24 protein-coding genes are annotated in these 26,946 nt (G+C 63.0%); 10 read left to right on the top strand and 14 right to left on the bottom strand.

The genetic code is table 11. From position 1 onward, the window contains the following. Positions 1-36: 36 nt before the first annotated feature. Positions 37-378 carry a PA4575 family protein gene (locus LRS53_RS11595; protein ID WP_007160783.1) on the bottom strand — a complete coding sequence of 114 codons (342 nt, stop codon included), beginning with the start codon at positions 376-378 and terminating at the stop codon, positions 37-39. 162 nt (positions 379-540) lie between these two features. Further along, positions 541-2,985 carry a Lon protease family protein gene (locus tag LRS53_RS11590; RefSeq protein WP_231355981.1) on the bottom strand — a complete coding sequence of 815 codons (2,445 nt, stop codon included), beginning with the start codon at positions 2,983-2,985 and terminating at the stop codon, positions 541-543. A gap of 228 nt (positions 2,986-3,213) precedes the next feature. Here LRS53_RS11590 and LRS53_RS11585 point away from each other — a divergent pair, with 228 nt between their 5' ends. The 3 genes from LRS53_RS11585 (at position 3,214) to LRS53_RS11575 (ending at position 5,027) form a co-directional block, all read left to right on the top strand. Next, entirely contained in the window at positions 3,214-3,558 is a 345-nt protein-coding gene (locus tag LRS53_RS11585) for a hypothetical protein (RefSeq protein ID WP_017640867.1), read from the top strand. Between the two features lie 69 nt (positions 3,559-3,627). Next, positions 3,628-4,491, top strand: coding sequence for an EamA family transporter (locus LRS53_RS11580; RefSeq protein ID WP_231355980.1), 864 nt, complete (start codon positions 3,628-3,630; stop codon positions 4,489-4,491). A 41-nt stretch (positions 4,492-4,532) separates the two neighbouring features. Beyond that, the gene (locus LRS53_RS11575; protein ID WP_017640869.1) at positions 4,533-5,027 is read left to right on the top strand and encodes a gluconokinase; all 495 of its coding nucleotides are present in this window, start codon (positions 4,533-4,535) and stop codon (positions 5,025-5,027) included. Positions 5,028-5,044: 17 nt separating this feature from the next. Here the strand turns inward: LRS53_RS11575 and LRS53_RS11570 are convergent, their stop codons facing one another. The 9 genes from LRS53_RS11570 to LRS53_RS11530 all read right to left on the bottom strand — a co-directional run bounded on the left by LRS53_RS11570 (position 5,045) and on the right by LRS53_RS11530 (position 14,995). After that, complete coding sequence (locus LRS53_RS11570) at positions 5,045-5,839, bottom strand: thymidylate synthase (protein ID WP_017640870.1); 795 nt, start codon at positions 5,837-5,839, stop codon at positions 5,045-5,047. A 128-nt stretch (positions 5,840-5,967) separates the two neighbouring features. Beyond that, positions 5,968-6,864 (bottom strand): ABC transporter permease subunit, encoded by an 897-nt coding sequence (locus tag LRS53_RS11565; protein WP_231355979.1) that lies wholly within the window; start codon positions 6,862-6,864, stop codon positions 5,968-5,970. 82 nt (positions 6,865-6,946) lie between these two features. After that, positions 6,947-7,855 (bottom strand): ABC transporter permease subunit, encoded by a 909-nt coding sequence (locus LRS53_RS11560; RefSeq protein WP_017640872.1) that lies wholly within the window; start codon positions 7,853-7,855, stop codon positions 6,947-6,949. Then, complete coding sequence (gene potA / locus LRS53_RS11555) at positions 7,852-9,006, bottom strand: polyamine ABC transporter ATP-binding protein (RefSeq protein WP_231355978.1); 1,155 nt, start codon at positions 9,004-9,006, stop codon at positions 7,852-7,854. The genes LRS53_RS11560 and potA overlap by 4 nt, the downstream gene beginning before the upstream one ends. 54 nt (positions 9,007-9,060) lie before the next feature. Further along, a complete protein-coding gene (locus LRS53_RS11550) occupies positions 9,061-10,119 on the bottom strand; it encodes a polyamine ABC transporter substrate-binding protein (RefSeq protein ID WP_173149200.1) in 1,059 nt (352 codons plus the stop codon). 149 nt (positions 10,120-10,268) lie between these two features. After that, complete coding sequence (locus LRS53_RS11545) at positions 10,269-11,366, bottom strand: polyamine ABC transporter substrate-binding protein (RefSeq protein ID WP_231355977.1); 1,098 nt, start codon at positions 11,364-11,366, stop codon at positions 10,269-10,271. 105 nt (positions 11,367-11,471) lie between these two features. Then, the gene (locus LRS53_RS11540) at positions 11,472-12,830 is read right to left on the bottom strand and encodes an aspartate aminotransferase family protein (RefSeq protein WP_231355976.1); all 1,359 of its coding nucleotides are present in this window, start codon (positions 12,828-12,830) and stop codon (positions 11,472-11,474) included. Positions 12,831-12,852: 22 nt separating this feature from the next. Beyond that, positions 12,853-14,211, bottom strand: a complete 1,359-nt coding sequence (locus tag LRS53_RS11535) for a glutamine synthetase family protein (protein WP_017640877.1) — start codon at positions 14,209-14,211, stop codon at positions 12,853-12,855. 34 nt (positions 14,212-14,245) lie between these two features. After that, complete coding sequence (locus LRS53_RS11530) at positions 14,246-14,995, bottom strand: gamma-glutamyl-gamma-aminobutyrate hydrolase family protein (RefSeq protein ID WP_231355975.1); 750 nt, start codon at positions 14,993-14,995, stop codon at positions 14,246-14,248. A 406-nt stretch (positions 14,996-15,401) separates the two neighbouring features. Here LRS53_RS11530 and LRS53_RS11525 point away from each other — a divergent pair, with 406 nt between their 5' ends. Beyond that, positions 15,402-16,778, top strand: a complete 1,377-nt coding sequence (locus LRS53_RS11525; RefSeq protein ID WP_231355974.1) for a glutamine synthetase family protein — start codon at positions 15,402-15,404, stop codon at positions 16,776-16,778. 140 nt (positions 16,779-16,918) lie between these two features. Further along, positions 16,919-18,016, top strand: coding sequence for an agmatine deiminase (aguA, locus tag LRS53_RS11520; protein ID WP_231355973.1), 1,098 nt, complete (start codon positions 16,919-16,921; stop codon positions 18,014-18,016). A 61-nt stretch (positions 18,017-18,077) separates the two neighbouring features. Here aguA and LRS53_RS11515 read toward each other — a convergent pair whose 3' ends face one another. The 3 genes from LRS53_RS11515 to desA form a co-directional block, all read right to left on the bottom strand. Next, positions 18,078-19,457, bottom strand: coding sequence for an OprD family porin (locus LRS53_RS11515; protein WP_231355972.1), 1,380 nt, complete (start codon positions 19,455-19,457; stop codon positions 18,078-18,080). Between the two features lie 802 nt (positions 19,458-20,259). Further along, a complete protein-coding gene (locus tag LRS53_RS11510; protein ID WP_231355971.1) occupies positions 20,260-21,237 on the bottom strand; it encodes a sensor domain-containing diguanylate cyclase in 978 nt (325 codons plus the stop codon). Between the two features lie 113 nt (positions 21,238-21,350). Further along, complete coding sequence (desA, locus tag LRS53_RS11505) at positions 21,351-22,544, bottom strand: delta-9 fatty acid desaturase DesA (RefSeq protein ID WP_133861338.1); 1,194 nt, start codon at positions 22,542-22,544, stop codon at positions 21,351-21,353. Between the two features lie 250 nt (positions 22,545-22,794). On the opposite strand from desA, the gene oscA reads away from it, so the two are divergent. The 5 genes from oscA to LRS53_RS11480 all read left to right on the top strand — a co-directional run bounded on the left by oscA (position 22,795) and on the right by LRS53_RS11480 (position 26,829). Beyond that, a complete protein-coding gene (oscA, locus tag LRS53_RS11500; protein WP_133861339.1) occupies positions 22,795-22,980 on the top strand; it encodes a sulfur starvation response protein OscA in 186 nt (61 codons plus the stop codon). A gap of 77 nt (positions 22,981-23,057) precedes the next feature. Then, entirely contained in the window at positions 23,058-24,059 is a 1,002-nt protein-coding gene (locus LRS53_RS11495) for a sulfate ABC transporter substrate-binding protein (protein WP_231355970.1), read from the top strand. A gap of 106 nt (positions 24,060-24,165) precedes the next feature. Continuing rightward, the gene (gene cysT, locus LRS53_RS11490; protein ID WP_017640885.1) at positions 24,166-24,978 is read left to right on the top strand and encodes a sulfate ABC transporter permease subunit CysT; all 813 of its coding nucleotides are present in this window, start codon (positions 24,166-24,168) and stop codon (positions 24,976-24,978) included. Positions 24,979-24,987: 9 nt separating this feature from the next. Continuing rightward, positions 24,988-25,854 (top strand): sulfate ABC transporter permease subunit CysW, encoded by an 867-nt coding sequence (cysW, locus tag LRS53_RS11485; protein WP_231355969.1) that lies wholly within the window; start codon positions 24,988-24,990, stop codon positions 25,852-25,854. A 6-nt stretch (positions 25,855-25,860) separates the two neighbouring features. Continuing rightward, a complete protein-coding gene (locus LRS53_RS11480; RefSeq protein ID WP_231355968.1) occupies positions 25,861-26,829 on the top strand; it encodes a sulfate/molybdate ABC transporter ATP-binding protein in 969 nt (322 codons plus the stop codon). Positions 26,830-26,946 lie beyond the last annotated feature (117 nt).

The following is a 26,946-nucleotide window of genomic DNA, read 5'->3' as shown; positions in this document are numbered from 1 at the left end:
GTTGCAGGCGGACCAATGCGGCAGGTTGTACCTGACTCAGGCGTCGGGGCCGACCTGGAAACGCACCTGCTGATGAGCACGCTCGCCATTCATCTTGCGCAGCTCGCTTTGCATGTGCAGGCGCCAGATCTGGGTCTCTTCGACCTGGATGTAGCCCTGCTCGACCAGGTTCTCGGCAATGGCGGTCATGACACCTTCAGCGGCCTTAGGACCATGGAAGGGGCCCTGCGCCTTGATGGCGGTAGGCTGCTGACCGTTGAGGCCAGCGGCGCACAACAGGGTCCAAAGGCCCTGCTCCTGACCGAGCGGCTTGATTTCGCATTCGATACGGGTGACGAGGCCCAGGCAGGGGCGGATCAGGGTAATGGTGCGGGACATGGCGTCATCCTCTCGAAGCGCTCGATGCTCGCCGGTCCTAGGGCCAGAGGTATCCACAGAGGTTGTGGACAACCCTGTTGGTCAACAGGGGGCAAGCGGGTCTGGGCGCCGTGCTACTTGGGCTGCGACGCCTTGTACAAAATCCGACCTGCCCCCTGGACCTCAGTTCTCCTCCGCTTCGTTGTTTTTCCCTTTTGCCTGGGAGTTATCATTGAGTTTGTCGGCCAGTTCATCTTCCAGCTCGAGCTCGGCGATTTCCTTGAGACGCTGTACCACGCGCGCATTGACGCTGCCGTCGGGAAAGCGACCTTTGGCATCCGGCGCCCCGGCGGGCTCGCCCACCAGTAGCGACAGAGCCTCGTCCGCCTGACGTACGGCATAGACATGGAACAGCCCTTCACGGACCGCTTCCAACACGGTTTCGTCGAGCATCAGGTTGGTGACATTGGCGCGCGGGATGATCACGCCCTGCTCGCCGGTCAGGCCGCGGGCCTGGCAGAGGCGGAAGAAACCTTCGATCTTCTCGTTCACGCCCCCGACCGGCTGCACCTCGCCGAACTGGTTGATGGAGCCGGTGATGGCGAAGCACTGCTTGAGCGGGGTGCGCGACAGCGCGGAGATCAGGGTACAGGCCTCGCCCAGGGAAGCGCTGTCGCCATCGACATAGCCATAGGACTGCTCCAGGGCGATGCTGGCCGAGATCGACAGCGGGAATTCCTGGGCATAGCGACTGCCCAGGTAGCCGGTCAGGATCATCACCCCCTTGGAGTGGATCGGCTGACCCAGGCTGACCTCGCGCTCGATGTCGAGGATGCCGCTGGCACCCGGGTAGACGGTGGCCGAGATGCGCGCCGGCATGCCAAAGGCGGAATCGGCCACTTCCAGCACCGTCAGGCCATTGCACTTGCCCACTGCGGCGCCCTGGGTGTCGATGAGGATGAGCCCGGTGAGCATGTCGTCCAGCACCCGGGCACAGACGCGACCGGTGCGGGTTTCCTTAGCCTTGAGCGCGCGCTCGACATGGCCCTTGTCAGTGCGCTCGTCCCCGGCCAGATGGCGGATGAAATCGGCTTCGCTGACCAGCTGGAAGAGATCGCCGATACGCGCTGACAGCCGCCCCTGGTGCTCGGCCAACCGGGCACTGTAGGTGGCCAGACGGGCCACGGCCGCCGAGGTCAGGGGCGCCATGCCCTCTTCCGAGGTGCGCGTCTTTAGCAACTGGGCGAACTGCTCCAGGCTCTCGTCACGCAGCGGCAGTTCCTCGTCGAAGTCCACCAACACCCGGAACATCTCCTGGAAGTCCGAATCCAGCTCCTGCAGGGTGTAGTAGATGTTGCGCGAGCCGATGATGATGACCTTGAGCTGCAGCGGGATCTGCTGGGGCGCCAGACTCATGGCGGTGAGGCGCCCCAGCTCGGCCAATGGCGATTCCATCTTCAGCTGGCGCGAATGCAGGGCACGCTTGAGCGCGTCCCAGACGAAGGGCTCGGTCAGCAGCTTGTCGGCTTCGACGATGAGGAAGCCGCCATTGGCACGATGCAAGGCGCCCGGGCGCAGCTGGCGATAGTTGGTGTAGAGCGCGCCCTGATCGGACTGGTACTCGATGCGGCCGAAGAGATTGTCGTAGGTCGGGTGGGACTCGAACACCACGGGCGCACCGCCGGTGACGTGGTGGCCGATGATCAGATTGGGCTCGTACTGCTCGCGCAGTTCCTTGCGCCGCTGCATGTCGGGCTTGGCGTCGTCGGCCAACTGCTCGACCACCGTCTTGAGCAGATCCACCTGCATGGCCTGCAGATAGGCACAGACGCCGGGGTTGTCGTTGTACTTCTCCGACAGCGGCGCCAGGAGCGGCTGCAGGGCCTGGATGATGGTGTCCTCGTTCAGCGCCCGCAGCTGGTTGCTCGACTCGCGCCGCCATTGCGGCAGGCTGGACAGCTCTTCGTTGAGACGTTCTTCGAGGCTGGAGATATCGGCGTGAAAGCGTTCGCGCTCGGCCTCGGGCAGCTGGGCGAATTCGGCTTCATCCAGCGCCTTGCCCTCCTTCATCGGCGTGAAGGCGACATTGTTGGCATCGCGATAGAGGGCGATCTCCTTTTCCAGCGCGAGCTTTTCCACCACGTCCAGGGCCTGGTCGTAGCGCTGATTGAACGCACGTTCGATGGCGTTCTTCTTCTGTTGGAATGCCGGATGCTCGAACACCGCCGGAAAGGTGGCCAGCAGGTTGTCGATGAACTGCGCCATGTCGGCCACGAAGGCCTCGCCTTCACCAGGTGGCAGTTCCAGGGCGCCGGGAGCGCGCGGCTCTTCGAAATGATTCAGGTACACCCAGTCGTTCGGCGTGGGCTGGCGTTTGGCTTCGGCCTTGAGGTAGCGCTGAACGAAGGAGAAGCGGCCGGTGCCCGGCTCGCCCATGACAAAGACGTTGTAGCCGGGCCGTGGCATCGCCACCCCGAACTGCAGCGCCTCTACCGCACGCTCCTGGCCCAGGATGCCGCGGAAGGGTTCGAGCTGATCGGTATCGGCAAAGGAGAATTGTTCGGGAGCGAAGGGGCGGGTCAGCTCATCGGGAGCGAGCCGGAGACCGGCCGCAACGGGATCGTGCATCGTAAGTCCTTGTCAGGCATGCAAGCAGTGTCCGCATTCTGCGACCGGGATGACAGCGGAGGCAAGGCAAGCCGCGCTCCCCTGCGTATTTAAACGCAGCGGTTCGAAGGGGCTGACATGACGTCTGTCGGTATTTTCCGACCCCAGCGTTTTTTGACGAAATTCTCACCAGACGCCTACTAAGCTTTCTATAGGGGGATCAGTCGTAGGATCCCGTGAGGAGGCCCCATGGCTGGCTCTCGTCGTTTCATTCCGCTGTTCTTCCTGCTGTCCGCGCTCGCGGCCTGCACCAGTTATCACGACCAACTGATTGCCAAAGGCTATCCGCCGGCCTATGCCGACGGCTTCAGCGACGGCTGCCAGACCGGCAAGCAGGCAGTCAATGGCATAGGGTACGAACACAAGGATGCGCGCCGCTTCGTCGCGGAGAAACCCTATCAGCAGGGCTGGGACGCGGGCTACGCGCAATGCGTGCAGGTGGCCCAGCGCGAAGAGCAGCAGCGCTTCATCGAGCAGGTCCGGGAAAACCGCGAAGGCGCGGAGCAACTGCATCTGCGCTCCAAAACACGTTGAGGTCGCAGCCATCCTTGCAGCACAGATAGGATGACCTATGCTGGCGGGCCCGCTTGTTGAGCTCAGCCAATGTCCGCCCGTTCGCCGCTGTTCGCCGTCGCCCTGCTGCTGGTCGCCATGACCTCGATCCAGACCAGCGCGAGTCTGGCCAAGACGCTGTTCCTGCGCCTCGACCCGGTGGGTGTCACCACCCTGCGCCTGATCTTCGCCGCCCTGGTCCTGCTGATCGTGCTGCGTCCCTGGCGCAACTTCCGCCGCGAGGCGCTGGGCAGTCTACTGGGCTATGGCGTCGCCATGGGCGTGATGAACCTGACCATCTACATGGCCATGCAGCGCCTGCCGATCGGCATCGCCGTCGGCCTGGAATTCGTCGGCCCCCTGGTGGTAGCGCTGTGCGCCCTGCGCCGCTGGCTGGACCTGCTGTGGATCGTCCTGGTAGTCGCTGGCCTGGCCGTGCTCCTGCCCTTCGGTCACAACGCCTCGGCGCTGGATCCCCTAGGTACCAGCCTGGCACTGGGCGCCGGTGCCTGCTGGGCGTTGTACATCGTGCTGGGCAAGCGCGCGGGCGCGGTGCATGGCACCGGCACGGTGGCCTTTGGCGCTTCCATCGCCGCCCTGGTGATTCTCCCCATCGGCCTCGTTCACAGCGGCAGCAATCTCTTGCAACCGGAAATCTGGCCACTGGCACTGGCCTTGGCTCTGATGTCCACGGCCATTCCCTATGCCCTGGAAATGGTCGTACTCACCCGCCTGCCGGCCTCGACCTTTGGCACCCTGATGAGTCTGGAACCCGCGCTGGGCGCCCTTTCCGGCTGGGTGTTCCTCGGCGAGATCCTGGGTATCGCCCAATGGTTCGCTCTCGCCTGCATCATCGCCGCCTCGATCGGCGCCACCTGGAGCAGCCGTCTGACCCCGGAGCAAACGCCGCTCTAGGGACTCTATAACGAGGCGAATCCTCACGCGGAGTACCGACGATGATCTATCTGATAATGGGCGTCTCGGGCAGTGGCAAGACCACCCTGGGCGAACTCCTGGCCAGCCGACTAGGCTGTCGTTTCGACGATGCCGACACCTTTCACAGCCAGGCCAACAAGGACAAGATGGCCAAGGGCATCGCCCTCACCGACGAGGATCGCTGGCCTTGGCTGGATGCCATCCACGATGCCATGCAGCAGGCGCGGGCCGAGGGCACTACCCGGGTGTTCGCCTGCTCGGCGCTGAAGAAAGTCTATCGAGATCGCCTGCTGAACGGCCTCGAAGGTGTGCGTCTGCTGTTTCTCAAGGGCTCCCCGGAGCTGCTCGCCGAGCGTATCGGCAGCCGCCGTGGGCACTTCTTCGATCCCAAGCTGTTGCAGAGCCAGCTCGACACCCTGGAAGCGCCCGATCACCTGGAGGCCCAGGTGCTGGACGTGCGGCAGTCGCCGGAGCAACTGGTGGACGAGGTGCTGGAGCACGACCGCAGCGCCTGAGCGCTGCGATCACGGCGTCAGACCGCGACCGGTGCCTTGATGTGCGGGTGGGCCTGATAGCCTTCCAGCTCGAAATCCTCGAAGCGGAAGGCGAACAGGTCCTGTACCGCCGGATTGAGCTTCATGGTCGGCAGCGGCAGCGGTTCACGCGTCAGCTGCAGATCGGTCTGCTCCAGGTGATTGGCATAGAGGTGGCAATCACCGCCGGTCCAGATGAATTCGCCCGGTTGCAGCCCGGTGACCTGGGCCACCATCAGGGTCAGCAGCGCATAGCTGGCGATGTTGAAAGGTACGCCGAGGAAGATGTCGGCGGATCTCTGATAGAGCTGGCAACTCAGGCGGCCATCGGCGACATAGAACTGGAACAGCGCATGGCACGGCGGCAAGGCCATCTCGTCCACTAGCGCCGGATTCCAGGCCGAGACGATCAGGCGGCGTGAATCGGGCTTGGCGCGGATCATGTCCACCACCCCGGCGATCTGGTCGATATGGCGACCATCCGGTGCCGGCCAGCTGCGCCACTGGTAGCCGTAGACTGGGCCCAGTTCGCCATTCTCGTCGGCCCACTCGTCCCAGATGGAAACGCCGTTGTCCTTGAGATAGCGGATGTTGGTCTCGCCCTGCAGGAACCACAGCAGCTCGTGGATGATGGATCGCAGATGGCATTTCTTGGTGGTGACCAGGGGAAAGCCCTCGGCCAGATCGAATCTCATCTGGTAGCCGAAGACGCTGTAGGTCCCGGTGCCGGTGCGGTCGCTCTTGAAGGTGCCGTGTTCGCGCACGTGGCGCATCAGGTCGAGGTACTGTTTCATGGCGGGGGCGCTACCTGGCAAAAGCCAAATGGTATCAAATCGCGCCCTGCGGGAGCGGTCGCGCTTGTCGCAGCCAGCAGCGGGGCACAAAAAAAGCGGCCCGGAGGCCGCTTCTCGTCGCTTAGCTGTTAGCTGTTGGCCGGCGGCGCCGTGAGGGTCGCCGTCTCGCGCTCGCGCTGGCTGATCTCCGAGGCCGTGGCGTCCATGGCCTCCTGCAGCCCCTGCAGGCGCTTCTTCTCGGCACGCCGGGTGAAGTACCAGGCGAAGAAGGTGAACAGCGAGACCACCAGCAGGATCAGGCTGGCGATGGCGTTGATCTCCGGCTTCACGCCCAGGCGCACCGCGGAGAACACCTCCATGGGCAGGGTGGTGGAGCCGGGACCGGACACGAAGCTCGCCAGCACCAGGTCGTCCAGCGACAGGGCGAAGGACATCATGCCACCCGCCGCCAGCGACGGCGCGATCATGGGAATGGTGATCAGCAGGAACACCTTCCAGGGCCGGGCGCCCAGGTCCATGGCCGCCTCTTCGATGGACAGGTCCAGCTCGCGCAGGCGCGAAGAGACCACCACCGCTACATAGGAGGCACAGAAGCTGGTGTGGGCGATCCAGATGGTGGTCACGCCGCGGTCCTGCGGCCAGCCGATCAGCTGCGCCATGGAGACGAACAGCAGCAGCAGCGACAGACCGGTGATCACCTCGGGCATCACCAGCGGCGCCGTGACCATGCCGCCGAACACGGTGCGGCCGCGGAAGCGCGGGATCCGGGTCAGCACGAAAGCCGCCAGGGTGCCGAGGATCACCGAGGAGATGGCCGTGTAGAAGGCGATTTCCAGGGAGCGGAACACCGCGCTCATCAGTTGGCTGTTGTCCAGCAGGCCGACGTACCACTTCACCGACCAGCCACCCCAGACGGTCACCAGGCGCGACTCGTTGAAGGAGTAGATGACCAGGATGACCATCGGCAGATAGATGAACAGCAGTCCGAGCACCAGCATCAGGTTGGTGAACTTGAGGCCTCTCATAGCTTGCCCTCCAGTTCCTTGGCTCGGCTCCAGATTGGAGAGCCGGTTGAACAGCACGATGGGCACAGAATGGCTGTCTGGCTCACAGCTTGCCCTCCAGTTCCTTGGCTTGGTTGCGATTGAACAGCACGATGGGCACGATCAGGATCAGCAGCATCACCACCGCCAGGGCGGAGGCCACCGGCCAGTCACGGTTGTTGAAGAACTCCTGCCAGAGCACGCGGCCGATCATCAGGGTCTCCGGGCCGCCCAGTAGCTCGGGAATGACGAATTCGCCCACCGCCGGAATGAACACCAGCATGCAGCCGGCGATGATGCCGTTCTTGGACAGTGGCACGGTGATCTTCCAGAAGCTGGTGAAGCGACTGGCACCCAGGTCGCCGGCGGCTTCCAGCAGGGTCAGGTCGTGCTTCACCAGGTTGGCGAACAGCGGCAGGATCATGAACGGCAGGTAGGAGTAGACGATCCCCAGGTACACCGCGAAGTTGGTGTTGAGCATCTGCAGCGGACTGCTGATGATCCCCAGGTTCATCAGGAAGCTGTTGATCAGGCCATTGGTGGAGAGCAGCCCCATCCAGGCATAGACGCGGATGAGGATGGCGGTCCAGGTCGGCATCATGATCAGCAGCAGCAGCACCGTCTGTTTCTCGCGACTGGCCCGGGCGATGGCATAGGCCATGGGATAGCCGATCAGCAGGCAGATCAGGGTACTGATGCCGGCCATCTTCAGCGAGCCAAGATAGGCATCCAGATACAGCGGATCGCCGGCGAACATCAGGTAGTTGCCGAAGTTGAGCGCGATATCCAGTTGCTGATCGGCGTAGCTGAACAGCTCGGTATAGGGCGGGATGGCCACGTCCGCTACCGAGAAGCTGATCTTGAGCACGATCAGGAACGGCAGCAGGAAGAACAGGAACAGCCAGACGAAGGGCACGCCAATGGTCAGGCGGCGGCCATCGAGCAGGCGCTTGAGCAAGGGAGGTCTGGTCATGCTTGCAGTACCACGCCGCTTTCGTCTTCCCAGTACACCACCACGGCGTCGTCCCAGGTGGGTCGTTTGCCGAGACGCTCGGCGTTGGCGATGAAGCACTGGACGATGGGCCCGGTCCCCAGCTTGACGTGATAGACCGAGTGCCCACCCAGGTAGGCGATGTCATGCACGGTGCCGCTGCACCAGTTGTAGTCGGGATGCTCGTGATCCGCCGGCAGGCTGGTGCCCATCAGCAGTTTCTCGGGCCGCAGGGCGAAGGTGACCTGCTTTTCTTGAGCTCGGGTGCTGATGCCGTGACCGATGTAGATCGGCCGCTCCAGTTGCGGGCTATGGATGATGGCATGGTCGGCGCCATCGTCGGTCAGCTCGCCGTCGAAGACGTTGACGCTGCCGATGAACTCGCAGACCAGCCGGCTCGCCGGGGTCTCGTAGATGTCCATGGGGCTGCCCACCTGGGCGATCCAGCCCAGGTGCATGATGGCGATGCGCTCGGCCATGGTCATGGCCTCTTCCTGGTCGTGGGTCACCATCACGCAGGTCACGCCCACGCGTTCGATGATTTCCACCAGTTCCAGCTGCATCTGCGAGCGCAGCTTCTTGTCCAGGGCGCCCATGGGCTCGTCGAGCAACAGGAGCTTGGGTCGCTTGGCCAGGGAACGCGCCAGGGCCACCCGCTGGCGCTGGCCACCGGAGAGCTGGTGCGGCTTGCGCTTGGCGTACTGGGTCATGTGCACCAGCTTGAGCATCTCGGCCACGCGCGCGTCGATCTCGGCCTTGGGCAGCTTGTCCTGCTTGAGGCCGAAGGCGATGTTCTGCTCCACGCTCATGTGCGGGAACAGCGCATAGGACTGGAACATCATGTTGATCGGCCGCTCGTAGGGCGGCATGTCGGTAATGTCCTCGCCATCGAGGAAGATGCGTCCTTCGCTGGGCCGCTCGAAACCGGCCAGCATGCGCAGCAGGGTCGACTTGCCCGAACCCGAGCCGCCGAGCAGGGCGAAAATCTCACCCTTGTTGATGGTCAGGGAGACGTCGTCGACAGCGACGGTTTCGTCAAATTTCTTGGTGACCCGGTCGATCTTGACCAGGACTTCCTTGGCTTTCTTGTCGCCGGTGGCGGCTTTCTTGAAGGCACTGGTGGCGGTCGCCATGTACATCTCCCCAGGAAAATCGGGGACCGGCCGGTCCGGTCCGCTTAGCGTTGGTTATTTGCCGGACTTGACCCGCGTCCAGCTACGGGTTTCCAGGCGCAGGAGTTGCGGGGGCAGCTCCTTCATGACGTACAGCTTGTCCATCACCGCCTGAGGCGGATAGACGGTCTCGTCCTGCCGCAGCTCGGCATTCATCAGCTCGCCCGCCTTGGGATTGGGGTTGGCGTAGCCGACATAGTCACTGACCTTGGCGATGACCTCGGGCTGCAGCAGATAGTTGATGAAGGCATGGGCCTCCTTTACGTTCTTGGCATCCTTGGGGATGGCCAAGAGGTCGAACCAGAGGTTCGCGCCCTCCTTGGGAATCGCGTAGCCGATGTTGACGCCCTTCTTCGCTTCCTCGGCACGCGAACGCGCCTGAAAGACATCGCCGGAATAGCCGAAGGCCACGCAGATGTTGCCGTTGGCCAGGTCCGAGATGTACTTGGAGGAATGGAAATAGGTGATGTAAGGCCGCACCTTGAGCAGCTGTGCCTCGGCCTTCTTGTAGTCGTCAGGGTTGGTGCTGTTGGGATCGAGTCCCAGGTATTGCAGTACCGCCGGATAGACCTCATCGGGCGAATCCATGAAGGAGACGCCGCACTTGCTCAGCTTCTTGAGGTTCTCGGGTTCGAACAGGATGGCCCAGGAATCGAGCTTGTCGGTACCCAGCGCGGCCTTGACCTTGTCGACATTGTACCCGATGCCGTTGGTGCCCCACAGGTAGGGCACGCCGTATTGATTGCCCGGATCGCTCTTTTCCAGTTGCTTGAGCAAGGCCGGGTCGAGATTCTGCCAGTTCGGCAGCTGACTCTTGTCCAGTTTCTGGAAGGCGCCCGCCTTGATCTGCTTGGCCAGGAAGTTGCTCGAAGGCACCACCACGTCGTAGCCGGTGTGGCCGGCCAACAGCTTGCCTTCGAGGGTTTCGTTGGAATCGAAGACGTCATAGACCGGGGTGATGCCAGTGGCCTTCTGGAAGTCTTCCAGCGTGGTCTCGCCGACGTAATCGCTCCAGTTGTAGACACGTACCGTCGGGTCGGCGACAGCGGTTCCCATGACGGTCAGGGTCGTCATGGCCAGCAGGGTTTTACGCAACGAAAGCACGGGCGGCTCCTTTCATGATGGGCATCGACGGCGACACACTTTCAGCGGTCCATACAGACGTACGGCACGCCGGAGCGACTCCGGCGTGCCGTCCTTTCAGCCGCACGCGGCGGCAGCAATCACTTGCCGGACTTGATGGTGGTCCAGGTACGGGTCATCAGACGCTGGGTCTTGGCCGGAAGATCCGGGAAGGCATACAGCTTGGTCATGGTTTCCTGGGTCGGATAGATCCCCGGGTTGGTGCGGATCTCTTCGGCCACCAGCGGGGTGGCCGCCTTGTTGCCGTTGGGATACTGCACATAGTCGCTGACCGCCGCGATCACCTTGGGCTCCATCAGGTAGTTGATGAACTTGAGCGCGCCTTCGGAGTTCTCGGCATCCTTGGGAATGGCCATGGTGTCGAAGAAGGTACCGGCGCCTTCCTTGGGAATGTTGTAGGCCACGGTCACGCCGTTCTTGGCATCGGCGGCACGGGCCTTGGCCTGGGCGATGTCACCGGAGTAACCGACCGCCACGCAGACGTTGCCATTGGCCAGGTCCGAGATGTACTTGGAGCTGTGGAAATAGGTGATGTACGGCCGCACCTTGAGGAACAGCTCCTCGGCCGCCTTGATCTCCTTGGGATCCTGGCTATCCGGCTTGTAGCCGAGGTAGTGCAGGCCGGCGGGAATGATCTCGGTGGGCGAATCCAGCACCGCCACGCCGCAGCCCTTGAGCTTGGAGAGATTCTCGGGCTTGAAGATCAGGTCCCAGGAATCCACCGGGGCATTGTTGCCCAGGGCAGCCTTGACCTTGGCCGGGTTGTAGCCGATGCCGATGGTGCCCCACAGGTAGGGGATGGCGTACTGGTTGCCCGGATCGCTGACTTCCAGGGTCTTCATCAGCTGCGGATCCAGGTTGCTGTAGTTGGGCAACTTGGACTTGTCCAGCGGCTGGTAGACGCCGGCCTTGATCTGCTTGGCCAGGAAGGAGTTGGACGGCACCACCACGTCGTAGCCGGAACGGCCGGCCAGCAGCTTGGCCTCGAGGGTCTCGTTGCTGTCATAGACGTCATAGACCACCTTGATCCCCGACTCCTTCTCGAAGTTGGCGATGGTGTCTTCGGCAATGTAGTCGTTCCAGTTGTAGACGTGCAGGACCTTGGGGTCCGCCGAGGCGTTGCCGGCAAAGAGGCCGGCCAGGCTCAGCGCTAGAAGAGTCTTGCCAAAAACATTCATGCGGTGGTGCTCCTCAAGTCATCGTTGGTCTTTTGATTCGGTGCGCGGCCAGCGCCCGCGCGCAGTCTGGCAAGGTCCGCCGCCGCGCTCAAGCCTTGCCGGCCATTAGCCACGTTGACGTAGCACCGCATGGGTCTGATCGAGACTCAGGCGCGCCAGGGTGACGAGCTCGTCGATGGACTCCGGAGTGATGACCAAAGGCGGGGCGATGATCATGGTATCGCCCACCGCACGCATCACCAGCCCATTGCGGAAGCAGTGCTCACGGCAGAGCATGCCCGCCCCACCCTCGTACCGCGTCCGCGTCTTCTTGTCGCGCACCAGCTCCAGCGCCGCCACCATCCCGACGCCGCGGGTCTCGCCCACCAGCGGGTGGTCCGCCAGCTCCGCCCAGCGTTTCTGCAAATAGGGTGCCGTGGCGCTGCGAACCCGATCGACGATGCCCTCGTCACGCAGGATGCGGATGTTTTCCAGAGCCACGGCAGCCGCCACCGGATGCCCGGAATAGGTGAAGCCGTGGTAGAACTCGCCGCCCTCGTCCAGCACCTTGACCACTTCGTCGCGCACCACCACGCCACCCATGGGCACATAGCCCGAGGTGAGACCCTTGGCGATGGGCATCAGGTCCGGGGCGTTGCCGTAATACTGGCTGCCGAACCATTCGCCGGTACGGCCGAAGCCGCAGATGACCTCGTCGGCGATGAAGAGGATGTCGTACTTATCCAGGATCTGGCGCACTCGCGGCCAATAGCTTTCCGGCGGCACTATCACCCCGCCGGCACCCTGGATGGGCTCGGCGATAAAGGCGGCGACACGTTCTTCGCCGACCTCGAGGATCTTCCGCTCCAGCTGATCGGCCGCCCAGACGCCGAATTCCTCCGGACTCATCTCGCCGCCTTCACCGAACCAGTAGGGCTGCGGGATATGCACGATGTCGGGTAGCAGACCGCCCTGCTCGTGCATCGCCGCCATGCCGCCCAGGCTGGCGCCGGCCATGGTCGAGCCGTGGTAGCCATTCCAGCGGCCGATGACCACCCGCTTCTCCGGTTGGCCCTTGGTTGCCCAGTAATGGCGCACCAGACGCAGCACCGTGTCGTTGGCCTCCGAGCCCGAACCGGTGAAGAACACGTGATTCATGCCCTCCGGTGCCAGCTCGGCGATGGCCTTGGCCAGTTCCAGCACCGGCGGGTGGGCGGTCTGGAAGAACAGGTTGTAGTAGGGCAGCTCACGCATCTGGCGACTGGCCGCCTCGACCAGCTCTTCACGGCCGTAGCCGACGTTGACGCACCAGAGCCCGGCCATACCGTCGAGGATGCGCTGACCCTCACTGTCCCAGAGGTGCACGCCCTCGGCGCGGGTAATGATGCGCGCGCCCTTCTCGTTGAGCTGGCGATAATCGGTGAAGGGCGCCAGCAGGTGCCGGCGACTCAGGTCCTGCCAATGGGCGGTGGTAAAGGTAGTCACGAAGCCTCTCCTTGAATCGCGGTCAGACGCTGAGCAGCAGGAATTCCCGCTCCCACGAACTGATCACGCGCTTGTAATTCTCATGTTCGGCGCGCTTCACCGCGACATAGCCACGGGTGAAACGACTCCCCAGATAACGTTCCAGGGTGGCCGACTGCTCCATGCGCTCCAGGGCGGCTTCCAGGGTCAGCGGCAGGCGCAGGTTGCGGCGCTCATAGCCGCGGCCTTGTACCGGAGCACTAGGCGAGACGTTCTCGACCATGCCCAGATAGCCACACAGCAGGCTGGCGGCCAGGGCCAGATAGGGGTTGGCATCGGCGCCGGCCAGACGATTCTCAACCCGGCGATTCTGCGGATCGGAATCCGGTACCCGCAGGCCCACGGTGCGGTTCTCCTCACCCCACTCCACGTTGACCGGCGCCGAGGTGTCGGGCAGGAAGCGGCGGAAGGAATTCACATTGGGCGCGAACAGCGGCAGCGCCTCGGGAATGTATTTCTGCAGACCGCCGATGTGGTGCAGGAAGAGCTCGCTCATGCTGCCATCGGGGTTGGAAAACACCGTCTTGCCGGTCTTGAGATCCACCACGCTCTGGTGCAGGTGCATGGCGCTGCCAGGCTCGCCGGTCATGGGTTTGGCCATGAAGGTGGCGGTGACGTTGTGCTTGAGCGCCGCCTCGCGCAGGGTGCGCTTGAAGACGAAGATCTGGTCGGCCAGGTGCAACGGATCGCCGTGGCGGAAGTTGATCTCCATCTGGGCGGTGCCCTCTTCGTGGATCAGGGTATCCAGATCCAGCTCCTGGGCCTCGCACCAGTCGTACATGTCCTCGAACAGCGGATCGAATTCGTTGGCCGCGTCGATGGAAAAGGACTGGCGCCCGGTTTCCTGGCGACCGGAGCGCCCTACCGGCGGCTGCAGCGGATAGTCGGGGTCGTCGCTGCGCTTGGTCAGGTAGAACTCCATTTCCGGCGCGACGATGGGCTGCCAGCCGTGCTCGGCATAGAGCTTGAGCACCTTCTTGAGCAGGTTGCGCGGCGACAGCTCGATGGGGATGCCGCGCTTGTCGTAGGTGTCGTGGATCACCAGGGCGGTGGGTTCCAGCGCCCAGGGCACCAGGAACACCGCGCGATCGTCCGGGCGACAGTGCATGTCGATGTCGGCCGGGTCGAGCAGTTCGTAGTAGATGTCGTCGTCGACATAGTCCCCGGTCACGCTCTGCAGGAGCACGCTCTCCGGCAGGCGCATGCCCTTTTCATTGAGGAACTTGGCGGTGGGAGAAATCTTGCCGCGGGCAATGCCGGTCAGGTCGGCTACCAGGCATTCCACTTCAGTGATCTTGCGTTCTTTCAACCAGGCGGTGAGCCGGTCAAGCGGGGTGCTCATAAAGACCTCGAAGGTTCGAGCGGGGTGAACAGCATCAGCGGCCGGCAGCGCGCTCCTTGCAGGCCGTGCCGAACGCCTTGAATAAAGCGAGATAGATCGGGTGACTGCGCACCTTCCACTCCGGGTGCCACTGCACACCGCAAGTGAAGGCGCGGGCCTCGGGAAGCGAGACGGCTTCGATCAGGCCATCGGGGGCCAGCGCCTCGGCGCGCAACCCCGGCGCCAGGCGCTCGATACCCTGGCCATGGATGGAGTTCACCTCGAAGCGCGCCGGCAGATCCAGGGTCTCGAACAGGCCACCTGGCTGGACCTCGACCGGATGGTGCAAGCCATAGTGCTCTTCCAGGGTCTCGCCGCGCTCGCGGTGATCCATGAGGGAAGCGACCTCATGCACCTTCTGGTGCAGGCTGCCGCCAAAGGCCACGTTCATTTCCTGGAAGCCCCGGCAGATGCCCAGCACCGGCACGCCCGCAGCCACCGCGGCGCGCAGCAGCGGCAGGGTCACGGCGTCGCGCGCCGCATCGTGCAGGGTGCCGGGCTCGCTGGGCGGGCCCTGGTAATGGCGAGGTTCGACATTGGACGGCGAACCGGTGAACAGCAGACCGTCCAGACGCTCCACCAGGGCCTCGGTGGCGATGAGGTCGGCGAGGGCCAGAATCACCAGCGGCATGCCCTCGGCCCCCTCCACCACCGCGCGCAGATACTTGTCGCCAGCGATGTGAAAGGGATGCAGGCCTAGTTGCCTGGTACAGGCTGTGACACCTATGAGGGGCAGCGCGGACATGGGGCACCGGGTTGAACAGGAATCATCCGAGCCTAGTCTTGTTCGTTATTTTTCACAACCACCGGTAAAAAGTTTCGAGATTCTGCACAGAAGCGGCGCAACAGAGGCGTTCTAGCGCTCATGAATGCGCCAAAAACAGGCACCTGCGCACCACCCCTGAGCAGGCTTTCCGCCAGTTGACTTTGCTCCGCCTTTCGGATTGACTCCAGGGTGGTAACTCCGCTGATTGATATTTTTAACAGGGGCGCTGGCAAAGCGTCGGAGCGCAGGCGAGACCGTACTCTCAGGTCGCTGTCGGATCGACAGCGGGCACTCGTGCCCTCACTGCGGTTGGCCCACTGGGCAAACAGGCGCGTCAGGCGCTAACCGTTTTGTCGAGCGCAGCCAAAAGCAAAGGTGTTTCATCATGTCGGTACCCCCGCGTGCCGTTCGTTTGGATGAAGCGACCGACTTCCTCAGGGAACATCCTGAGGTTCAGTTCGTCGATCTTCTGATTGCAGATATGAATGGCGTGGTGCGTGGCAAACGCATCGAGCGCAACAATCTGCCCAAAGTCTTCGAGAAAGGAATCAACCTCCCCGCTTCGCTGTTCGCCCTCGACATCACCGGCTCCACCGTCGAAAGCACCGGTCTCGGTCTCGACATCGGCGATGCCGACCGCGTCTGTTTCCCCATCACCGACACCCTCTCCATGGAGCCCTGGCAGAAGCGTCCCACCGCGCAACTGCTGATGACCATGCACGAGATGGAAGGCGAGCCCTTTTTCGCCGATCCCCGCGAGGTCCTGCGCCAGGTCGTACAGCGCTTCGACGAACTCGGACTCACCGTCTGCGCCGCCTTCGAGCTGGAGTTCTACCTGATCGATCAGGAGAACATCAACGGCCGTCCGCAGCCACCGCGCTCACCCATCTCCGGCAAGCGTCCCCAGTCGGTCCAGGTCTACTCCATGGACGATCTGGACGAATACGCCGACTGCCTGCAGGACATAATCGACGGTGCCCGCGCCCAGGGCATTCCGGCCGACGCTATCGTCGCCGAATCGGCGCCGGCGCAATTCGAGGTCAACCTCAATCACGTCGCCGATCCGATCAAGGCCTGCGACTACGCCGTGCTGCTCAAGCGCCTGATCAAGAACGTCGCCTACGACCATGAAATGGATACCACCTTCATGGCCAAGCCCTACCCGGGCCAAGCGGGCAACGGCTTGCACGTGCATATTTCCCTGCTGGACAAGGAAGGCCGCAACATCTTTGCCGGCGAGGATCCCGAGCAGAACGCCGCATTGCGTCACGCCATCGGCGGTGTGCTCGAGACCCTACGCGCCTGCATGGCCTTTCTCTGTCCCAACGTGAACAGCTATCGGCGCTTCGGCTCGCAGTTCTTCGTGCCCAATGCCCCGAGCTGGGGCCTGGACAACCGTACCACCGCCCTGCGCGTCCCCACCGGTACACCGGAGGCACACCGCATCGAGCATCGGGTGGCTGGCGCCGATGCCAACCCCTACCTGCTGCTGGCGGGTGTCCTGGCCGGGGTACACCACGGCCTGACCCGGCAGATCGAGCCCGGCCCGGTCACCGAGGGCAACTCCTACGAGCAGCACGAGCAGAGCCTGCCGAACAACCTGCGCGATGCCTTGCGCTACCTGGACGATAGCTCGGTGATGGCGGAGTACATCGATCCGAAGTACATCGACATCTTCGTCGCCTGCAAGGAGCACGAGCTGGAGGAGTTCGAACACTCCATCTCCGACCTTGAGTACAACTGGTACCTGCACACCGTGTAAGCACCGCCTGCCGATCGGTCCTGCACCGGTCGGCAGGTGCGCTGCAGTACCGCCGGAGCCCTGCGCGTAATCACGCTCGCGGCACCCTGCCGATCTTTCCCCTTTATCACCTACGACGACTCTGGACGGAGAGCTTCGCCATGACCACCCTCACCACGCCACGTGCCGACGGCTTCCACATGCCGGCCGAATGGGCCGACCAGCGCCAGATCTGGATGGTCTGGCCCGAGCGGCCGGACAACTGGCGCCTGGGCGGCAAGCCTGCCCAGGCGGCCTTCACCGCTGTGGCCCAGGCCATCGCCCGCTTCGAGCCGGTCACTATCGGTGCCTCGGCGCAGCAGTACGAGAATGCCCGCGCCCGCCTGCAGCACCCGAACATCCGCGTGGTGGAAATCAGCAATGACGACGCCTGGTGCCGCGATACCGGCCCGACCTTCGTCAGCGACGGCCAGGGTGGCGTGCGCGGCGTGGACTGGAGCTTCAACGCCTGGGGTGGCCTGGACGGCGGCCTCTATTTCCCCTGGCAGCGCGATGACCAGGTGGCCAGCAAGATCCTGGCGATCGAGAACCTGCCGGGCTATCGCACCCCGGATTTCGTCCTCGAAGGCGGCTCCATCCACGTCGATGGCGAAGGCACCCTGATCACCACCGAGGAATGCCTGCTCAACGCCAACCGCAATCCGCACCTGGATCGCGAAACGATCGAGCGCTACCTGAGCGACTACCTGGCGGTGGACAAGGTCATCTGGCTGCCCCACGGTCTCTACAACGACGAGACCAACGGCCACGTGGACAACTTCTGCTGCTACGTGCGTCCGGGCGAGGTACTGCTGAGCTGGTGCGACGACCAGGCCGATCCCAACTACGGCCGCTGCCGCGAGGCCCTGGCCGTGCTGGAGCGCGAAACCGATGCCCGCGGCCGCACCCTCAAGGTGCACCGCATTGTTACCCCAGGTCCGCTGTTCGCCAGCGAGGAAGAATGCCGCGACGTGGACGCCTGCCTGGGTACCCAGCCGCGCCGGGCTGGCGAGCGTCTGGCCGCCTCCTACGTCAATTTCCTGATCGTCAACGGCGGCATCATCGCCCCGACCTTTGGCGTTCCCGAGGATGCCGAGGCGCTGCGCACGCTGCAGGCCTGCTTCCCGGAGCACGAGGTGGTGCAGGTCCCCGGTCGCGAGATCCTGCTGGGCGGTGGCAACATCCACTGCATCACCCAGCAGCAGCCGACCGGCCGCTGATTTCCGGCGGAAACGAAAAAAGCCCGTCTTTCGACGGGCTTTTTTCTGACCTGAGCGCGGCTTAGAGCAGCGGCAGGGTGTAGCTGACGATGAAGCGGTTTTCGTCCTGATCGCGCTGACCCGGAACGCCCTGGGTGCTGGCTGCCGGCAGGTCGGAGCGCAGCGAAGCGTTACGCCAGGTGAAGCCCAGACCTTTCAGCTGGCCTTCCGGGACCACGTAGCTCAGCGTCAGATCGCGTTCCCACTCCATGTAGTCGCCATTGCGGGTGCGGATGTTATCGCCGTACTGGTAAATGATACCGGCGGTCAGACCCTTCATACCCAGCTGACCGAAGTCATAGGAGTAGCGAGCTTGCCAGGTGTCTTCACCGGAGCGGGCGAACTTGTTGATCTGCAGGTCGGTGATGATGTAGGCGGAAGCGCCATCACCCTGGTTCAGGAAGGGGAAGTCGCTGTTGCCATTGCTACCCTGGTAGCCGGCGCCGAACGTGTGGCCCTTGATCGAGTAGGTGAACAGGGCGCTGTACAGACGGTTGTCCACTTCGCCACGGGTAACGGCGCCAGTGGCGGTGCGGCCGTAGTAACCACTGGACGCATAGAGCGCGCCTTGGGTGTCGGCATTCTTGTTAGCGCCATCGCCGTTGCTGTCGAAGTAGCGCAGATCGGTCTTGAAGGTACCTTCACCCAGCTTGACGCTGTGGGTCAGACCCAGGAAATGCTGGCTGTAGAAATCTTCCAGCTGACCGAAGTAGTACTGCAGCGTCAGGTCCTTGGTGACCTTGTAGTCGGCACCGGCGAAACGGAACTGGTTGCTGTCACGCGCGGTGGAACCACTGTTGGAGCCCGCGATGGACATTTCTTCGTAGTTGCTGGAAGCACGGCCCTTGACGTGTTCGATCTGACCAGCAGTCAGAGTCACGTCCTTGATTTCCTTGGAGGTCACCTGACCGCCCAGGAAGGTCTGCGGCAGGATACGACCATCGTTGAAGGTGATGACCGGCAGCTTGGGCATCAGGGTGCCGTAGCGCAATTCGGTCTGGGAGATCTTCATCTTGGCAGTAGCGCCAACGGTGCTGAATTCGTCGACGGAGCTGCCGTCGGTTTCACGCGGGAACATGGTGCCCGGCTGATTGGAGCCGTCGGTCTTGCCAGCACGGCCGCCGCCGTCCAGACGCAGACCCAGCATGCCGATCGCGTCGACACCGAAGCCAACGGTGCCCTGAGTGAAGCCGGACTGATAATTGAGCAGGAAGCCCTGACCCCATTCCCGGTTGGTCGACGGGTTGGCGGCGCCATTGCGGTTATCGAGATTCTCGTAGAAGTTGCGCAGGCTCAGGGTTGCTTTGCTGTCCTCGATAAAGCCGGCAGCGTTGGCGGCGGCAATGAGGGACAGGTTCAGACAGGCCGCGGAGACCGCGACCACCAGTGGCTTCTTGACCATGTGTGCTCCAGGGGTGAATCGTTGTTATGCAGCCACCAGAGGTGTCAGCGTCTGCTGGTGGTATGCCCGACGGGCCGTGCGGAAGGGAAAGCTAGAGGGCTTTTGTTTCAATTTGGAGAATTATCCCGGGCTTGGTCGACTTTTAATTTGCGACTTCAAGCACAGGTCCCCTGCCACCGTCTTCCACGTTGCGAAAGCTAATTGCAAAAAAGCATTTCGTCTAGCGATACCTCGTTGAAAACCCGCTCTGTGGTCTTCCCCTTAGACTGGTCGGTCATGGCTGTAGGGAACCTTCCCCGCATGCCGCACCGGAAAGGCTGGCCTTTTCCTGAAAAAAGGCCAGCTCATAGTCTACGACTTTCCGCTCTAGGACGGTATTTTCAAGGCACTGGAAAACCCTTGCAGCCCGTCATCGAATGCTGGATCCAGAGAAATTCTCTACGCTCTTCAAGGACTTGTAATTTTTTGCTACGGCTTCCAGGGCCGACTCGCCCAGCACATGACACGCCTCGTCCGCCGCGTGAAACCTGACATCCCGCATCACCGTGGTTACGACGCGTTAGCGGCTTGGAAACAGACTTTCCATTCAACGGGTGCCAACTCGCCGGCTTCCACAAACAGCTGTGGATAGCGTCAGGCTGCCGGGGCAAGGGGGAAGAAAGGAGTCCATGCCAGCTGACTGGGGAGAGGATGAAGCTACCGGGCACCGAGGACCAGGCTAGGCTAGGCATGATCGGAACTGGCACGCTGGTATCCGAGAGCCAGACCTGGAGGTACGGCTCTGGAACATCTGCCAAGGGCTTCAGCCTTGGACGACTTGATCCTTGCCCTGGCGCTTGGCCTTGTACATGGCCTCGTCGGCCCGTACATAAAGAGTGTCAAGGGACTCATCGCCCTCACGCAGGACGGTGACACCCTGACTGATGGTGACCTTCAGCGGCCCCTCGGCGGTGGGTACGGCCAATTGGCGCACGGCGCGCTGTAGTCGGCCCCCGATCTGCAGTGCGAGGTCGCTGTCGCAACCTGGCAACAAGAGGGCGAATTCTTCGCCGCCGATACGGCCGAACAGATCGCCTCGACGAGTGGTCTGAGCGCCGCACTCGGCAACACGCTGTAACACCTGGTCGCCCATCTGGTGGCCGAAGCGATCGTTGATCTTCTTGAAGTCATCAATGTCGAGCAGCAGGAAGGCCAACGGCTCGCCTTCGTTCTGGGCGAATTCGAAGGCGCGCTGGGCACTTTCGAAGAAGTGCCGACGATTGCTGCTGCGGGTCAGGACGTCGGTGGTGGCGAGCCGCTGCAGCTCCTCCTCCATACGCTTCTTGTCGGTGATGTCTTCGGCGATGCCCACCACCAGGAGCGGCATGCCCGCCTCGCTGCGTTGACTGACAAAGCACTTGTCGCTGAGCCAGCGGATCTCCCCATCGGCGCGGATGATGCGGTACTCGCGCGACTCCACGGCTCCCTGCTCGATCACCTGTTCCAAGGTTCGCTGGGCGTATTCCAGGTCGTCGGGATAGATGTTGTTCAGCCAGGTGCTGTAGTCGCTCATCACCAGCGACTGGGAGCGCCCGAAGATCTGTTCGTAGGCGGGGCTGACATAGATGATCTGGCGATTGCGCCAGTCCAGCGCCCAGAGGACCGCGTTGACGCTTTCCAGCAGCGCACTGAACAGTTGCTCACGATCGCGCAGGCGATCTGCTTCGGCCCGCGAGTGCAGGAGAGCCAAAAGATTCTCTTCCGGGGTGGGAAGAGCAGACAGGGGGGGTTGTTCATCCATATACACATGCGCCTACGCGGGGTCCTGAGGGAGTTAGAGACAGCTGAAACCAGCCTGGTTCAATCCCCGCATAGTGCGCCCCACCGCTTCGGTGGGCTTTTGTGAAGCCTTTCTCAGGCGGTTCCGGCCGGCCGCAGGGAATAGGTTTTCAGCTGCTCGGCGAATTCGCGCAGCGACTGGATGCCGCTGGCTTCGGCCTCGCCGATCCACTGCCGGGTCGCGGCCAGCATGTCGTGACCGTTGGCACTGGTCCGCGCCCAGATCTGCTGCAGCGCCAGGCGCTTTTCGTAGATCAGCTTCAGCGCCTGACTGTGCTCGAGCAGTTCGTCGATGCGCACCTGATGGCGAGCCTTGAGCAGACTGGTCTCGCGGGCCAGCAGCCCCCGGGCGCGACGGAACAGCGGACGCTGGGAGGGCGCCGCACTGCCCCGCTCCTGCCGCAGCAGCGGGCCGATCACCTGCTGGCGGTATTGGGCCATGATCTGGAAGCGGTTGTTGAGGATGGCCATGGCGGTGTCCATGTCCAGCTGCCCCTTGCCTTCGATGCGATGGGCGATGGGGGCGACACGGTTGACCTTCGCCAGACGCAGCCAGGTGAACAGCTTGATCCAGGCCCAGCCCATGTCGAATTCCCAGCGCTTGACCGACAGCTTGGCCGAGTTTGGATAGGTGTGGTGGTTGTTGTGCAGCTCTTCGCCACCGATGACGATGCCCCAGGGGATGAGGTTGGTGGCGGCATCGCGGCATTCGAAGTTGCGATAGCCCACGGCATGGCCCAGGCCATTGACCACACCTGCGGCCCAGAAGGGAATCCAGACCATCTGCACGGCCCAGACGGTGAGACCCAGGGCACCGAACAGGGCGATGTCGATCAGCAGCAACAGCACCACCCCCATATTGCGGGTGCGCGGATTGGAGTAGAGCTTGCGCTCGATCCAGTCGTCCGGGCAGTTCTTGCCATAGATGCGCAGGGTATCGGCGTTGTTCGCCTCGGCCTTGTACAGCTCGGCGCCGCGCCGCACCACGGTGGCAAGGCCCTTGTGCACCGGGCTGTGCGGGTCCTCTTCGGTTTCGCACTTGGCGTGGTGCTTGCGGTGAATGGCGGTCCACTCACGGGTGTTCATCGCCGTGGTCAGCCACAACCAGAAGCGGAAGGCGTGCCTGAGCGCAGGATGCAGCTCCAGCGAACGGTGGGCGGAGTAGCGATGCAGGTAGACGGTGACACTGACAATGGTCAGGTGGGTCAGCAGCAGGGTGACCACCACCAGTTGCCAGACCGACAGGTCAAGCAGGCCGTTGTAGCTCATGGACGCAGAGGACCTCGCGCGGGTTGTGTGGTGCAACTGTCACTGAAAGTTCAGTGAACAGGCGTTCGCGCATTATTGCCGGGGTGGGCGATAAATCCAGCCCTCCCTTTTGCTACACAACGTGTCCTTCACAGACTGCTAATTCTAAAAGTGAATAAACAAAGCATTATTAGCAATTTTAAGAAATAAAGATCAGCCCCCTAAGATGGCGCCACCTCCCCGCCCACCGCTGTACACGAGGACGCCAACCATGAGCTCCGTTCCGTTCCGCAGCCTGGAAAACCAGGACGAAACCGCACTGCTCCGCGATATCCAGCAGGCTTTGCGTGGACTGAGATTCGGCGCCATCGAGATCACCGTGCACAACGGACAGGTGGTGCAGATCGAGCGCAAGGAAAAATTCCGGCCTCAGACCGGCCAAGCCAACAAGCCCTGAGTTTTCGCGGTCAGCGGACGAGTGGGCAAGGTGCCCGCCAGACGGTGTCCGGCTTTCTCACGTCAAGGAGCCTTTTCATGTCGATTCGCCGTTTCGCCCTGGCCGCGCTGGCCGGAGCCCTGTTCGCCACCCAGGTCCACGCCGTCGAATTGCTCAACGTGTCCTACGATCCGACCCGTGAGCTCTACCAGCAGTACAACGCCGCCTTCGCCAAGCACTGGAAGACCGAAACCGGCGAAGACGTGACCATCAAGAATTCCCATGGTGGCTCCGGCAAGCAGGCGCGCTCGGTGATCGATGGCCTGCAGGCCGACGTGGTGACCCTGGCGCTGTCCGGCGACATCGATGCCCTCAATCTGCACCAGCAGCTGGTCGACCCGAATTGGCAGAAGCGTCTGGCGGACAACAGCACCCCCTACACCTCGACCATCGTCTTCCTGGTCCGCAAGGGCAATCCCAAGGGCATCAAGGACTGGGACGACCTGGTGAAGAAGGATGTCCAGGTCATCACCCCCAATCCCAAGACCTCCGGCGGTGCCCGCTGGAACTTCCTTGCCGCCTGGGCCTATGCCAAGGCCAAGTACGGCAGCGATGCCGAGGCGCTGAAATTCGTCACCGAGCTCTATCGCCACGCCCCGGTGCTGGACACCGGCGCCCGCGGCGCCACCATCAGCTTCGTGCAGCGCCAATTGGGCGATGTGCTGATCGCCTGGGAAAACGAAGCCTATCTATCCCTGAAGGAAGAAGGCGGCGACCAGTTGGAGATCGTCACCCCGTCGTTGTCGATCCTGGCCGAGCCGCCCGTAGCCGTGGTGGACAAGGTGGTCGACAAGAAGGGTACCCGCAAGCAGGCCGAGGCTTATCTGCAGTATCTCTACAGCCCCGAGGGTCAGCGCATCGCCGCGCAGAACTTCTATCGTCCTCGCGATGCCAAGGTGGCGGCGGAATTCAAGGATCAGTTCAAGCCGGTCAAGCTGGTGACCATCGACCAGGAATTCGGCGGCTGGAAAGCGGCGCAACCCAAGTACTTCGCCGACGGCGGCGTGTTCGACAAGATCTTCGCCGACATCAACAAATAGCACCGCAGCCGGGACGGCTCACGCTGACCGGCCCGGAACAGGTATCGTTCCACCCCTCTGCGCCCTGGCGAATGCATCGCCGGGGCGCCTTGCAGAAGGACGCCTCATGTCTCGCCGTCTCTCCCCGGTCATACCCGGCTTCGGGTTGACCCTGGGCTTCTCCCTGACCTACCTCGCGCTGATCGTGCTGATCCCGCTGGGCGCCATGTTTCTCCATGCCAGCCAGCTGAGCCTAGGGCAATTCTGGTCGCTGATCACCGGTCGCCAGGTGTTGGCGGCGCTGCAGCTGTCCTTTGGCACCGCCCTGCTCGCCGCCTTCGTCAACGGCATCCTCGGCACCCTGCTGGCCTGGGTGCTGGTGCGCTACGAGTTCCCTGGGCGCAAGCTGATCGATGCCATGGTCGACCTGCCCTTCGCCCTGCCCACCGCGGTGGCCGGCATCGCCCTGACCGCCCTCTATGCCCCCAACGGCCTGATCGGCTCGCTGTTTCCCTTCAAGATCGCCTATACCCCGATCGGCATCACCCTGGCGCTGATCTTCGTCACCCTGCCCTTCGTGGTGCGCACCCTGCAGCCGGTGCTGGCGGACATCCCCAAGGAGATCGAGGAAGCCGCCACCTGCCTGGGTGCCCGCCCCTGGCAGGTGTTTCGCTATGTGCTGGTGCCGACGCTGTTGCCAGCCTGGCTGACCGGCTTCGCCCTGGCCTTCGCCCGCGGCGTGGGCGAGTACGGCTCGGTGGTGTTCATCGCCGGCAACATCCCGTTCAAGACCGAGATCCTGCCGCTGCTCATCGTCTCCAAGCTGGACCAGTACGACTACACCGGCGCCACCGGCATCGGCGTATTCATGCTGCTGGTGTCCTTTGTCATGCTGCTGCTGATCAACATCCTGCAGCGCCGCATCCAGCCCAATATTTAAGGAGTCCGCATGAGCCTCATGACGTCGACCAAGGCGGATGCGCGCGCCAACAAGCAGCGCACGCCGGTGGCCATCGCGCTGATCGCCAGCGCCTGGCTGATCTTCCTGCTGATCCTGGTGCTGCCGCTGTACATGGTGCTGAGCCAAGGCCTGGCCAATGGCATCGGCGCCTTCTGGGACGCCATCAGCGAACCGGACGCGATCTCGGCGCTCAAGCTGACGCTGTTCGCCACCGCCATCTCGGTCCCCCTGAACCTGGCCTTCGGCCTGGCCGCGGCCTGGTGCGTCACCAAGTTCGAGTTCACCGGCAAGAGCCTGCTGATCACCCTGATCGATCTGCCCTTCTCGGTCTCGCCGGTGATCGCCGGTCTCATCTATGTGCTGCTGTTCGGCGCCCAGGGGCTGATGGGCCCCTATCTGCAGAGCGTGAACGTGCAGATCGTCTTCGCCGTGCCCGGCATCGTACTGGCGACGATCTTCGTCACCTTTCCCTATGTGGCCCGCGAACTGATCCCGCTGATGCAGGAACAGGGCACCCAGGAAGAAGAAGCCGCACGCCTGCTGGGCGCCAGTGGCTGGCAACTGTTCTGGCACGTGACCCTGCCCAACGTGAAATGGGCGCTGATCTATGGCGTGGTGCTCTGCACCGCGCGGGCCATGGGCGAGTTCGGCGCGGTGTCGGTGGTCTCCGGCCACATCCGCGGCCTGACCAATACCCTGCCGCTGCACATCGAGATTCTCTACAACGAATACAACATCGTCGCCGCCTTCAGCGTGGCGATCCTGCTGCTGATGATGGCCCTGGTGATCCTGCTGCTGCGGCAGTGGAGCGAGAGTCGCCTGAGCCGCCAACTGCAGCACCGTGACGAGGAATAAGGCGCCATGAGTATCGAGATCCAGGGTATCAACAAGAGGTTTGGCGCCTTCCAGGCGCTCAAGGACATCAACCTGCACATCGAGAGCGGCGAACTGGTCGCCCTGCTCGGCCCCTCCGGCTGCGGCAAGACCACCCTGCTGCGCATCATCGCCGGTCTGGAAGCACCGGACACCGGTAACATCGGCTTCCACGGTGAAGACGTCTCCGGACGTGACGTGCGCGATCGCAACGTCGGCTTCGTCTTCCAGCATTACGCGCTGTTCCGCCACATGACGGTGTTCGACAACGTGGCCTTCGGCCTGCGCATGAAGCCGCGCCGCGAGCGGCCGAGCGAGACGCAGATCGCCAGCAAGGTGCACGAACTGCTGAACATGGTGCAGCTCGACTGGCTGGCCGATCGCTATCCCGAACAGCTCTCCGGTGGCCAGCGCCAGCGTATCGCCCTGGCCCGTGCCCTGGCGGTGGAGCCCAAGATCCTGCTGCTCGACGAACCCTTCGGCGCCCTGGATGCCAAGGTGCGCAAGGAGTTGCGCCGCTGGCTGGCACGGCTGCACGAGGAGATCCACCTGACCTCGGTGTTCGTCACCCATGACCAGGAAGAGGCCATGGAAGTGGCCGACCGCATCGTGGTGATGAACAAGGGGCAGATCGAGCAGGTCGGCTCGCCCGCCGAAGTCTACGAACAGCCGGCGAGCGACTTCGTCTATCACTTCCTGGGGGACTCCAACCGCCTGGCGCTGGGTGAGCAGGAGGTGCTGTTCCGTCCGCACGAGGTGGAGCTGGAGCGTGAGCCGCGAGCGGGTTATCACGCCGCCGAGGTGCGCGACATTCGCCCGCTGGGCGCCATCACCCGGGTGACCCTGAAGGTGCCGGAGCAGACCGAGGTGATCGAGGTGGAACTGGTCAAGGACCACCCGGCGCTGGCCGGTCTGCAACGCGGTGCGCCGCTGCATTTCCTGCCGCGTACGCCCTGAGCTGCAGCAGGCGGCTAAGACCAAAGTCGTAGCCGCCTGGATCAGACAGCGGTTGCAACCTCCGGAAAGCTGGCTCCATGATCGACGAAGCTGACCCACGTCACATTTCGTAATCGA

The sequence above is a fragment of the Pseudomonas sp. PLB05 genome, assembly GCF_021106615.1.
Taxonomy (GTDB): Bacteria; Pseudomonadota; Gammaproteobacteria; order Pseudomonadales; family Pseudomonadaceae; genus Chryseomonas; species Chryseomonas benzopyrenica.
The sequence above is the reverse complement of the archived record's forward strand: the minus strand, read 5'-3'. Positions and strand labels throughout refer to the sequence as shown.

Excerpts from the sequence above, each read along its gene's own strand:
- LRS53_RS11595 (WP_007160783.1), bottom strand. The coding sequence starts at position 378 with ATGTCCCGCACCATTACCCTGATCCGCCCCTGCCTGGGCCTCGTCACC.
- LRS53_RS11590 (WP_231355981.1), bottom strand. The coding sequence starts at position 2,985 with ATGCACGATCCCGTTGCGGCCGGTCTCCGGCTCGCTCCCGATGAGCTG.
- LRS53_RS11585 (WP_017640867.1), top strand. The coding sequence starts at position 3,214 with ATGGCTGGCTCTCGTCGTTTCATTCCGCTGTTCTTCCTGCTGTCCGCG.
- LRS53_RS11580 (WP_231355980.1), top strand. The coding sequence starts at position 3,628 with ATGTCCGCCCGTTCGCCGCTGTTCGCCGTCGCCCTGCTGCTGGTCGCC.
- LRS53_RS11575 (WP_017640869.1), top strand. The coding sequence starts at position 4,533 with ATGATCTATCTGATAATGGGCGTCTCGGGCAGTGGCAAGACCACCCTG.
- LRS53_RS11570 (WP_017640870.1), bottom strand. The coding sequence starts at position 5,839 with ATGAAACAGTACCTCGACCTGATGCGCCACGTGCGCGAACACGGCACC.
- LRS53_RS11565 (WP_231355979.1), bottom strand. The coding sequence starts at position 6,864 with ATGAGAGGCCTCAAGTTCACCAACCTGATGCTGGTGCTCGGACTGCTG.
- LRS53_RS11560 (WP_017640872.1), bottom strand. The coding sequence starts at position 7,855 with ATGACCAGACCTCCCTTGCTCAAGCGCCTGCTCGATGGCCGCCGCCTG.
- potA (WP_231355978.1), bottom strand. The coding sequence starts at position 9,006 with ATGGCGACCGCCACCAGTGCCTTCAAGAAAGCCGCCACCGGCGACAAG.
- LRS53_RS11550 (WP_173149200.1), bottom strand. The coding sequence starts at position 10,119 with ATGACGACCCTGACCGTCATGGGAACCGCTGTCGCCGACCCGACGGTA.
- LRS53_RS11545 (WP_231355977.1), bottom strand. The coding sequence starts at position 11,366 with ATGAATGTTTTTGGCAAGACTCTTCTAGCGCTGAGCCTGGCCGGCCTC.
- LRS53_RS11535 (WP_017640877.1), bottom strand. The coding sequence starts at position 14,211 with ATGAGCACCCCGCTTGACCGGCTCACCGCCTGGTTGAAAGAACGCAAG.
- LRS53_RS11530 (WP_231355975.1), bottom strand. The coding sequence starts at position 14,995 with ATGTCCGCGCTGCCCCTCATAGGTGTCACAGCCTGTACCAGGCAACTA.
- LRS53_RS11525 (WP_231355974.1), top strand. The coding sequence starts at position 15,402 with ATGTCGGTACCCCCGCGTGCCGTTCGTTTGGATGAAGCGACCGACTTC.
- aguA (WP_231355973.1), top strand. The coding sequence starts at position 16,919 with ATGACCACCCTCACCACGCCACGTGCCGACGGCTTCCACATGCCGGCC.
- LRS53_RS11515 (WP_231355972.1), bottom strand. The coding sequence starts at position 19,457 with ATGGTCAAGAAGCCACTGGTGGTCGCGGTCTCCGCGGCCTGTCTGAAC.
- LRS53_RS11510 (WP_231355971.1), bottom strand. The coding sequence starts at position 21,237 with ATGGATGAACAACCCCCCCTGTCTGCTCTTCCCACCCCGGAAGAGAAT.
- desA (WP_133861338.1), bottom strand. The coding sequence starts at position 22,544 with ATGAGCTACAACGGCCTGCTTGACCTGTCGGTCTGGCAACTGGTGGTG.
- oscA (WP_133861339.1), top strand. The coding sequence starts at position 22,795 with ATGAGCTCCGTTCCGTTCCGCAGCCTGGAAAACCAGGACGAAACCGCA.
- LRS53_RS11495 (WP_231355970.1), top strand. The coding sequence starts at position 23,058 with ATGTCGATTCGCCGTTTCGCCCTGGCCGCGCTGGCCGGAGCCCTGTTC.
- cysT (WP_017640885.1), top strand. The coding sequence starts at position 24,166 with ATGTCTCGCCGTCTCTCCCCGGTCATACCCGGCTTCGGGTTGACCCTG.
- cysW (WP_231355969.1), top strand. The coding sequence starts at position 24,988 with ATGAGCCTCATGACGTCGACCAAGGCGGATGCGCGCGCCAACAAGCAG.
- LRS53_RS11480 (WP_231355968.1), top strand. The coding sequence starts at position 25,861 with ATGAGTATCGAGATCCAGGGTATCAACAAGAGGTTTGGCGCCTTCCAG.